Here is a 7452-nt window from a genome sequence, read left to right on the forward strand (position 1 = left end):
TTGGCGTTGAACGCAGAAAATTACAACAGCGCAATCAATCGGCTATTTAATTGTTATGAATGGTTGTTTTGTTTCTTAATTGCTTATCTTTTGACATAAATCGATTGCATGTCTTCAAAGTATATCCTTGCCCTTGACCAGGGCACTACCAGCAGCCGGGCAATCCTTTTTGACCATGCCGGCTGTATCGTTACTGTAGCACAGAAAGAATTCAAACAATGGTATCCCCAACCAGGATGGGTAGAGCATGAGCCCGAAGAAATATGGGCCTCGCAATTCAGCGTAATGGCAGAAGTGATCGCCCGCAAAGGCATCACGACCGACCAGGTGGCCGCGATCGGCATCACCAACCAGCGTGAAACCACCATCGTGTGGGATCGCGAAACCGGTAAACCCATCGCCCGTGCCATCGTATGGCAGGATCGCCGAACTGCCGAGTATTGCGATCACCTCAAAGCTACCGGACATGGCGCTACGATACAACAGAAAACGGGTCTTATCATCGACGCTTATTTCTCCGCCACCAAATTAAAATGGATACTGGACAATGTAGCAGGCGCCAGGGAGAAAGCCAGCCGCGGAAAGCTCGCTTTTGGCACCGTCGACAGCTGGCTGATCTGGAAACTCTCCGGTGGCAAGCTGCACATTACCGACGTATCGAATGCATCACGTACGATGCTGCTCAATATACACACCTGCGAATGGGATGAAGACCTGTTGAAACTGTTCGATATCCCCGCCAGTGTGTTGCCCGAAGTGAGACCTTCCAGCAAAACCTATGGCGTCACGGAAGCGATCGTAAAACACGCCAATATACCTATTGCGGGCATCGCCGGCGATCAGCAGGCCGCTTTGTTTGGCCAAATGTGTACACAACCCGGCATGGTGAAGAACACCTATGGTACCGGCTGTTTCATGCTGATGAATACCGGATCGAAGGCGGTGACATCGACCAACAACCTGTTGACAACCGTAGCCTGGAAGATCCACAACAAAGTAGAATATGCACTGGAAGGCAGCATCTTTATTGCCGGCGCGGTAGTACAGTGGCTGCGCGACGGGCTGCACATCATCCGCAACTCGGCCGATGTAGAAGCCCTGGCTGCCAGTGTGCCCGATACCAACGGCGTGTTTATGGTGCCGGCCTTTGCGGGCCTTGGGGCACCGCACTGGAACCAGCATGCACGCGGCTCCCTGTTTGGCGTAACACGGGGCACGCTCGATGCCCATATTGCCCGCGCGGCACTGGAAAGCATTGCCTACCAAACCAACGATGTGTTGAAGGCCATGGTGTCTGATGCAGGCATCGATATCAAAGAACTGCGGGTTGACGGTGGCGCCACCATCAACAACGCCCTGATGCAATTCCAGAGCGACATATTGCAGGTGCCGGTATTACGGCCCAAGATATACGAGACCACGGCATTGGGCGCCGCCTACCTGGCTGGCCTCGCCGTAGGTTATTGGGACAGTGTGGAAGAATTGCAAAAGCAATGGCAGGTAGATGCGCAGTTTACGCCTGCTATGCCCAAAGATCAGGTACAGGGCTTGTTAAAAGGCTGGCACCGTGCCGTGAAAGCGTCGATCGCCTGGGCCGATGACAAATAGCCATCCTTCAAATTGAATATTGTGATCGGTTGGTTCAATATTGCATCGACCAATAAGAAAGTAGCGTTACCAATCGAACCTTTGTAATTGTATAGCATGAACCGACAACAGCTGATAGATCAACTTGAATCGAATAAAACACCCTGGGATATCATCATCATCGGCGGCGGTGCCACCGGACTGGGTGCTGCCGTAGATGCGGCCGCACGAGGCTACCGCACCATTCTGTTTGAAGGCGTCGATTTTGCCAAAGGCACCTCCTCCCGCTCTACCAAACTGGTGCATGGCGGTGTTCGCTACCTGCAGCAAGGCAATATCAAACTGGTGATGGATGCGCTGAAGGAAAGAGGCATTATGAAGCAGAATGCGCCCCACCTGGTCAAGAACCAATCATTCATTGTACCTAATTACAAGTGGTGGGAAGGGCCTTATTACGGGCTCGGCCTTAAAGTATACGACTGGATGAGTGGCAGCCTCGGGCTGGGCACTTCCGAATGGCTATCCACCGAAGAAGTGCTGGCGCTTGCCCCTACCCTCGACGCAGAAGGGTTGCGGGGCGGCGTATTGTACCACGACGGTCAGTTTGATGATGCGCGCCTGGCGATCAACCTGGCGCAAACGGCTGTTGAGCAAAAAGGCGTGGTGCTGAATTATTTTAAAGTGACCGGCCTGCTGAAGTCGCAGGATAAAATTGCGGGTGTTATCGTCAAAGACGAACTGACGGGTAAAACCTACGAAGTACAGGCCAAAGTGGTGATCAATGCCACCGGTGTGTTTTCGGATGCGATACAACAAATGGACGACCCGGAAAAGCCGGTAAGCATCGCACCCAGTCAGGGTATACACGTGGTGCTCGACAAAGAATTTCTGCCCGGTGAAGCGGCCATCATGATACCGCACACCGATGATGGACGCGTATTGTTTGCCGTACCCTGGCACCAGAAGATCATTGTAGGTACTACCGACACGGCCGTTGACCGCATCGATGAAGAACCTCGTGCACAGGAAGAGGAGATACAGTTTATTCTCGAGCATGCAGCGCGCTACCTGACCAAAGATCCTACGCGCGATGATGTCAAGAGCATCTTCGCCGGACTGCGTCCCCTGGTCAAAAGCACGGCGAAGAAAACGGCAGAGATATCACGCGATCATTCGATCCTTATATCCGATAGTGGACTCGTAAGCATTCTCGGTGGTAAATGGACCACCTATCGCAAAATGGCTGCCGACGTGATCAATATTGCTGCCGTGCAAGGCAGTCTGCCCTACAAAGAACCGGTAACAAAAGATTTGCCGATCCATGGCGCCATGCACACCACGGACTACTCAACGACCGATTATTACTATGGTTCCGACAAATCGGGCCTGCAGCAAATGATCGCCGATAAACCCGAACTGGGCGCCTTATTGCACCCACGTTTGCCCTACCAGGAGGCCACCATCATCTGGGCAGTGCAGCATGAATTGTGCATGACCCTCGAAGATGCCTTAAGCCGGCGAACAAGAGCCTTACTGCTGGATGCCAAAGCAGCGATAGAAGCAGCTCCCCGCGTGGCACAACTGATGGCGGGCGCGCTGAAGCAGGGCGACGACTGGATACAGCGGGAGCTGGAAGCCTTTCATAAAATAGCCCGGCAATACCTGCCCGGTTAAGAATAATGCCGGGCCCTGCCTGTGCAACGTTTAAACTGATTCATCTTTAAACCTGAATACATCAACTATGGATCCGATTGCTGCCCCTGTTTACAATCATTTTGTAGGCGAATTCGTTGGCACCATGCTGCTCATCATACTCGGCAGCGGTGTAGTGGCCAACGTACTCCTGAGTAAGACCAAAGGCCATAATGGCGGCCTGATCGTTATCACCTTCGGATGGGCCATGGCCGTTTTTGTAGGGGTATATAGTTCTACCAAACTGGGCGGAGGTGGTCATCTCAATCCGGCTGTAACAATCGCCCTGGCTTACCTGGAGAAATTCCCCAAAGAAAATGTAAGCATATTCATCCTCGCCCAATTTGCCGGCGCGATCGTTGGCGCCATCATTACCTGGCTGGCTTACCGTCAGCACTTTGCCCACACGGCAGATGGCGACCTCAAACTGGCCGTGTTCTCTACGGGTCCGGCCATACGCAGCGCACCACACAATATCCTTACCGAGACCGTTGGTACTTTCGTGTTGATGCTGGGCGCTTTATTGTTTACCGATTCCGCACAAAGCTTGGGGACGCTCAATGCCCTGCCGGTGGCCTTGCTGGTACTGGCCATCGGTTTATCGCTGGGTGGGCCTACAGGTTACGCGATCAATCCGGCGAGAGACCTGGGTCCACGTATTGCCCATTTCATTTTGCCCATTCCCCAAAAAAGAGATAGCGACTGGAGTTATGCCTGGATACCGGTGGTGGGACCTATTGTCGGCGCCATGCTGGCCGCGGTAGTGTTCAAATATTTTCTATCTTAACCGTATGAAAATACTTCGTACGTTATTTATACTTTCACTTATGACCACCAGCCTACATGCCCAGGATATTGATCAGAAACTGAAGGAAAAAGGCATCGTGCTTACCCCCCCTTCGCAGCCCATCGCCAATTATGTCAATGCGGTGCGGGTGGGCAATCTGTTATACCTCTCCGGCAAGGGGCCTACCAAAGCAGATGGTACCAATATCACCGGCAAGGTAGGTAAGGACCTTACCATCGAGCAGGGATACCAGGCGGCCAGGTTGGTAGGCATCAACCACCTGTCGGTATTGAAAGCCGAACTGGGCAATCTCAACAAAGTAAAGCGCATCGTGAAAGTATTGGGTATGGTAAACTGTGAGAACAGTTTTGGCGATCACCCTAAAGTCATCAATGGGTACTCCGACCTGATGGTGGAGATCTTCGGCGATAAAGGAAAGCATGCCCGCTCGGCAGTGGGCATGGGCTCCCTTCCTAATAATATTGCAGTAGAAGTAGAGGTCATTGTGGAAATAGAGCCTTAAAGAACGACAGCGGGCCGGCATTCAACCGGCCCTTTTTTTACCCTACCGTTGATGACCTTCCGCTTGGGTGAACCTCACCTCACTCCCATCACCTCCTCCATCGCCGCCAGGATCACTTTACAGGCCTTTTTAAGCTCCTTCGGAGATATAGTTAATGGCGGCACCAGGCGCATACAATTGGCGGCAAACAGGAACCAATCGGTGAGCACACCTTTACGGATACAGGCATCGATGATCTTTTTGTTGGTCTCGAAACTATCGAACTCAACAGCCAGCATCAATCCGTTTGAACGGATGGTTTTTATCAGCGGATGCTTTAATTGCTCCAGCAGTATGGCTTCTTTTTTCTTCACATCCTGCACCAGCGATTCTTTCAACAACACTTTAAGGGCAGCATGCCCTGCAGCACAGCACACCGGATGGCCGCCAAAGGTAGTAATGTGACCCAGCACCGGGTTATCGGCCAGGTTCATCATGATGGCTTTGTCGGCAATGAAAGCGCCCAGCGGCATACCACCGCCGAGGGCTTTACCCAATAGCAATACATCCGGCGTAATATTGAACTGCTCAAAAGCCCAGAGGGTGCCGGTGCGACCAAAACCCGTTTGTATCTCATCGAGTATCAGCAGTGTACCCGTTTCAGTACATTTCTTACGCAAGGCCTTCACCCATTCTTTGGAGGGAGTATAGACGCCCCGTTCGGCCTGGATAGGCTCTGCGATCACACAGGCGGTGCGATCGGTAATGGCCTCGATGGCAGTAAAGGAACCGTGTTCCAAATGCAATACATCGGGCAGGAGGGGCCTGTAAGCACGGCGCCAATACTCATCGCCAATAATGCTGAGGGCGCCCTGGGTAGAGCCATGGTAGCTATCCTTGAACGCGATGATCTGGGAACGGTTGGTGACACGCTTAGCCAGTTTCATCGCCCCTTCAACGGCTTCGGCGCCCGAATTGGTGAAATAAACCGAATTGAGGCTTCCGGGCAAGTGATCGGTAATGGCTTTGGCATATTGCACCTGGGGTGTTTCGACAAACTCACCGTATACCAGCAGGTGCAGGTATTGGTCGGCCTGTTTCCGGATGGCTTTTACCACCCGGGGGTGGCGGTGGCCCACATTACATACGCTGATACCGGCGATCATATCGATGTATTCCCTCCCTTCTGCATCCCACAACAAACTTCCCTCAGCTTTTACGATCTCCAGCGCCAGGGGGGCGGTAGAGGTTTGCGCCACGTGGCGAAAAAACAGTTCCCGTTGATTCATGGCGCAAAGATACTGGTTGGAGGGTTTGCTCCTGTTTGCACTGTTTAGGCAGGCCTGGCTCCCGGCGTACTCCCACTGGCCGCTGTATCCGCGTCCATCTTAGTATATTTGTACAAACTTCTATTTATGCCTGTCATATTACACGTAGATGGTAAATACCCCAGTTTCGGAGAGAATACATTTATAGCCCCCAATGCCACGATCGTAGGCGATGTGGTGGCTGGCGATGGCTGCAGTTTCTGGTTCAATGCGGTAGTGCGGGGCGATGTGAACAGCATTCGCATGGGCAATAAAGTAAACATACAGGATGGCGCGGTGATCCATTGCACTTACAAGAAGACCCAAACCATCATCGGCAATAATGTATCTATCGGCCACAATGCGATTGTGCATGGCTGTACGATCGAAGACAATGTATTGATCGGTATGGGGGCCATCGTGATGGACAATGCCGTTATCGGCAGTCACACCATCATTGCCGCCGGCGCCGTCGTACTCGAAGGTACCCAGATACCGTCCGGAACCATCTGGGCAGGGGTGCCCGCCAAGAAAGTAAAAAATATTGACCAATCTCAAATACAGGGTGAAATCGACAGAATAGCAAACAATTACATCCGCTATGCCGATTGGTTTCGGGACCAGGTAGCCGAGGAAAAATAGACTGCCTATTGCAACTACGGAAGAATATGTATAGTTTTAAAAAGCGATAAAAATCCACTGCAATCCGGTTATGAAAATCCAACAAACAGTACTCGTTACAGCCAGCTTATTGATCATCTTGTGCAGCAGCTCCTGTGGCATCTTCGGGCCCAAATCTGGTTGTCCCTCCAATGGTAAGAATGTAGGTGCAGAACGAATACTCAGTGGCGAAAAGGTGCCGAAGGCTAAGAAATTCAAAGCATAATTTCCCGATACGAAGTTTACGATTCGTACCCATTAGATAACTCTTAAATCCATACTGTATGAGCCTAACGCTACGTACCGACTTCGGCTGCACCGAAGCGATCATAGACGATGATTGCGGTCTGAAAAGATTTTATGAAGTGGCCAACATTCTCTCCGAAAACCTGGAGATCCGCTTCACGCAAAAACAGGATGATTTCGATACCCTCACCTGGAACTTCCTGTATAAAGGCCATACCTTAACACTTTACTACAACATTTACACCGGCATTTCCCTTTACCCGTTCAAAGTTCGCGAAGCACCGCGCAAAGACAATGACGCCGTAGTGGAAGTAGCCAATTTTCTCGAGAATAAATTACTCATCCACCGCGCCAAGCGGTTTGTGTCCTGATCACTGACAGGCCTACCTGCAGTCGTTCAATGACGCACACGCTACACCCGGCAGTTCGACACACCAGCTGGTCGATAATAGATTAGTATTATGGCAGTGACAACAGCCATTGGACAGGCTTTGTCATTGTGGCACCCAAACCAGCGTTGGCTTACCATACAGTTTTACTTCTGAAACACAAAGAGGGTGTCTCAAAAGTAATTTGAGGCACCCTTTTTCTTTTCAGTTTTCTGGTGGGGTTTATCCACAAGAGCACTGTATAAAAAGACGTGACTGAGGGGTGTTTTAGTATTGTTTTTG

8 protein-coding genes are annotated in these 7452 nt (G+C 51.3%); 7 read left to right on the forward strand and 1 reads right to left on the reverse strand.

Annotated features, from left to right (window positions below; all coding sequences use genetic code 11):
- Positions 1-108 precede the first annotated feature (108 nt).
- The 4 genes from glpK to P2H89_RS32175 all read left to right on the forward strand — a co-directional run bounded on the left by glpK (position 109) and on the right by P2H89_RS32175 (position 4589).
- Positions 109-1608 carry a glycerol kinase GlpK gene (gene glpK / locus P2H89_RS32160; protein WP_275835035.1) on the forward strand — a complete coding sequence of 500 codons (1500 nt, stop codon included), beginning with the start codon at positions 109-111 and terminating at the stop codon, positions 1606-1608.
- 96 nt (positions 1609-1704) lie between these two features.
- Positions 1705-3261: a glycerol-3-phosphate dehydrogenase/oxidase gene (locus P2H89_RS32165; protein ID WP_275835037.1), complete on the forward strand. Its 1557-nt coding sequence runs from the start codon at positions 1705-1707 to the stop codon at positions 3259-3261.
- A 67-nt stretch (positions 3262-3328) separates the two neighbouring features.
- Positions 3329-4066, forward strand: a complete 738-nt coding sequence (locus tag P2H89_RS32170) for an MIP/aquaporin family protein (RefSeq protein ID WP_275835039.1) — start codon at positions 3329-3331, stop codon at positions 4064-4066.
- Positions 4067-4106: 40 nt separating this feature from the next.
- Positions 4107-4589: a RidA family protein gene (locus tag P2H89_RS32175; protein ID WP_275835041.1), complete on the forward strand. Its 483-nt coding sequence runs from the start codon at positions 4107-4109 to the stop codon at positions 4587-4589.
- 74 nt (positions 4590-4663) lie between these two features.
- Here the strand turns inward: P2H89_RS32175 and P2H89_RS32180 are convergent, their stop codons facing one another.
- Positions 4664-5857 (reverse strand): aspartate aminotransferase family protein, encoded by a 1194-nt coding sequence (locus P2H89_RS32180; protein WP_275835043.1) that lies wholly within the window; start codon positions 5855-5857, stop codon positions 4664-4666.
- Positions 5858-5983: 126 nt separating this feature from the next.
- Between P2H89_RS32180 and P2H89_RS32185 the strand changes: the two genes are divergently transcribed.
- The 3 genes from P2H89_RS32185 to P2H89_RS32195 all read left to right on the forward strand — a co-directional run bounded on the left by P2H89_RS32185 (position 5984) and on the right by P2H89_RS32195 (position 7152).
- The gene (locus P2H89_RS32185) at positions 5984-6517 is read left to right on the forward strand and encodes a gamma carbonic anhydrase family protein (RefSeq protein WP_275835046.1); all 534 of its coding nucleotides are present in this window, start codon (positions 5984-5986) and stop codon (positions 6515-6517) included.
- A 70-nt stretch (positions 6518-6587) separates the two neighbouring features.
- Positions 6588-6761 carry a hypothetical protein gene (locus P2H89_RS32190; protein WP_275835048.1) on the forward strand — a complete coding sequence of 58 codons (174 nt, stop codon included), beginning with the start codon at positions 6588-6590 and terminating at the stop codon, positions 6759-6761.
- Between the two features lie 58 nt (positions 6762-6819).
- The gene (locus P2H89_RS32195; RefSeq protein WP_275835050.1) at positions 6820-7152 is read left to right on the forward strand and encodes a DUF3630 family protein; all 333 of its coding nucleotides are present in this window, start codon (positions 6820-6822) and stop codon (positions 7150-7152) included.
- Positions 7153-7452 lie beyond the last annotated feature (300 nt).

Origin of the sequence: Paraflavitalea sp. CAU 1676 (genome assembly GCF_029223285.1) — a bacterium.
Taxonomy (GTDB): domain Bacteria; phylum Bacteroidota; class Bacteroidia; order Chitinophagales; family Chitinophagaceae; genus Paraflavitalea.

What these genes read in the sequence shown, in the direction of transcription:
- P2H89_RS32185 (WP_275835046.1), top strand. Translation starts at nt 5,984, where the DNA reads ATGCCTGTCATATTACACGTAGATGGTAAATACCCCAGTTTCGGAGAG.
- glpK (WP_275835035.1), top strand. Translation starts at nt 109, where the DNA reads ATGTCTTCAAAGTATATCCTTGCCCTTGACCAGGGCACTACCAGCAGC.
- P2H89_RS32180 (WP_275835043.1), bottom strand. Translation starts at nt 5,857, where the DNA reads ATGAATCAACGGGAACTGTTTTTTCGCCACGTGGCGCAAACCTCTACC.
- P2H89_RS32165 (WP_275835037.1), top strand. Translation starts at nt 1,705, where the DNA reads ATGAACCGACAACAGCTGATAGATCAACTTGAATCGAATAAAACACCC.
- P2H89_RS32195 (WP_275835050.1), top strand. Translation starts at nt 6,820, where the DNA reads ATGAGCCTAACGCTACGTACCGACTTCGGCTGCACCGAAGCGATCATA.
- P2H89_RS32190 (WP_275835048.1), top strand. Translation starts at nt 6,588, where the DNA reads ATGAAAATCCAACAAACAGTACTCGTTACAGCCAGCTTATTGATCATC.
- P2H89_RS32175 (WP_275835041.1), top strand. Translation starts at nt 4,107, where the DNA reads ATGACCACCAGCCTACATGCCCAGGATATTGATCAGAAACTGAAGGAA.
- P2H89_RS32170 (WP_275835039.1), top strand. Translation starts at nt 3,329, where the DNA reads ATGGATCCGATTGCTGCCCCTGTTTACAATCATTTTGTAGGCGAATTC.